This is a genomic window from Haladaptatus ordinarius (assembly GCF_054177595.1).
In genome coordinates this window covers 1-1,504 of sequence record NZ_JBPEHH010000252.1, presented here as the reverse complement: position 1 = coordinate 1,504, position 1,504 = coordinate 1, and the positions used below count along the sequence as shown (strand labels likewise).

The 1,504-nt window shown below is 51.4% G+C and carries 2 protein-coding genes; both read left to right on the top strand.

The window, feature by feature from the left end:
- The first annotated feature begins 305 nt into the window (after window positions 1-305).
- Window positions 306-590: a DUF6908 domain-containing protein gene (locus ACR3FF_RS26980; RefSeq protein WP_458191162.1), complete on the top strand. Its 285-nt coding sequence runs from the start codon at window positions 306-308 to the stop codon at window positions 588-590.
- Complete coding sequence (locus ACR3FF_RS26975; protein WP_458191160.1) at window positions 583-879, top strand: DUF7344 domain-containing protein; 297 nt, start codon at window positions 583-585, stop codon at window positions 877-879. The genes ACR3FF_RS26980 and ACR3FF_RS26975 overlap by 8 nt, the downstream gene beginning before the upstream one ends.
- Window positions 880-1,504 lie beyond the last annotated feature (625 nt).

The window sequence follows — 1,504 nt, the reverse complement described above, 5'->3', positions numbered from 1 at the left end:
GGGTAGACCAGTGATTCCGTAATTTCTTCTTTGGTCCGGCAGGAAGGTCTTTGACGGGAGAAAAGAGTGCTTCCTGTCGATGCTCGTAATTTTCTCTAAACATATTTTTATCCAGTATAACAACTAATAGGGTTGAAGCAATGTATAGCTATTGTAAATAATTTCAATAAGTTACTCAATGCTCACTTGTGGCCTATGAGTCGTCAAATCGTGCCCCTTTTTACTGCGCCCTCAGTCTTGTATCCAAGGTATACTAGTGTTATATAAATGTTGTTTTCCTAATAGATATTAGATAATTAATTGACATGAAAACGATTTACGACATTTTAGACGCGAAGGGAACGACCCCCGACGAGATGGACGTAGAAGAAACCTATACGATTGAAAACGACGGCTACATGGACTTGGTGATTGAGAAAATCGGTGAGTCCCGGCTCAGTGTCGCCCATTATTACACGCAGTATGGTGACCTGATGAGTGACCCTGAAATCGTGTTCGAGGTCGAAGACGATGAGCTGGTGCCAGTGCGGTACGCCCAGCATCCGCATGTCCATCAGTACGATGAAACCGGGTTAGGCCGGAGTGTGTAGGACTTTTGTACGCAGTGGAGTCAGAACCTTGAGAAACAGGGCTTTGTCGAAGCCGCACGAGGAGGTGCGGCCCGATGAGCTTGTCAGCCTTCTCATTCAGGGGGACACCTCGGTGACCCCTGACGATACGACGTGGATCAAACTCGAATTGCACCACAAACACTTTCCGAAGCTGGCTGCGGCCGGCGTCATTGACTATGACCGGCGGGATGAAACCGTTCGGTATCACGGTGGAAAGACGCTTGAAGACGCTGTGGCGTTCGCAGCAAACATAGAACACTCACAATAGTGATGACAACGTGGTCAGGGGGAGCATACCACGAGAACCCCACCGCAAAAGAACACGGATGGACGGTTCAAACCCGTTCGTATTCGATACGTATCCGGGCGTCACCGACGAGTGTTGCCGCGGATTGCCTCGCGATGGGTCGTGTTCAGTCACTGGTTCTCGTGGGTCGATATCGAACTCATAGAGACCGTGCGTGTAGCGACGAATCTGTCATCTCATTCGCGGCTTGCTGTCTTCAACCACGTTCGCGGCCACAGCGATTCCAGTCGGCGTCTCTCTGCTTGCGGTTCGTGTTGTTTTCTTTTCCAGTTATTTTTCGAGTAGGCACCGTATAACAACACTTGATGCGGTCTTTGGAACAACTGCGAGCGTGGCAGGAGCGCGCTGGCATGTCCCTGCAACGTTCGAGTATCGTGAGCGAACCAACGCCTGTCAAACCGCCATGTCGTCCGTCTGGTCGTGCCACAGCGTCCCTGACGCGACCAGACAACTCGCCCCACGGGGATTTCCGGGACGAGAACGGGTTGCTTGTTGGTAGAAGCACCATCGATGTTCTGCCTTGGGTCGTCGATGGCGGCCACTCTGTGGCCTCGGTGGTTCGAGTCCATCCTCGTTCGTGCTTTTT

Excerpts from the sequence above, each read along its gene's own strand:
- ACR3FF_RS26980 (WP_458191162.1), top strand. The coding sequence starts at position 306 with ATGAAAACGATTTACGACATTTTAGACGCGAAGGGAACGACCCCCGAC.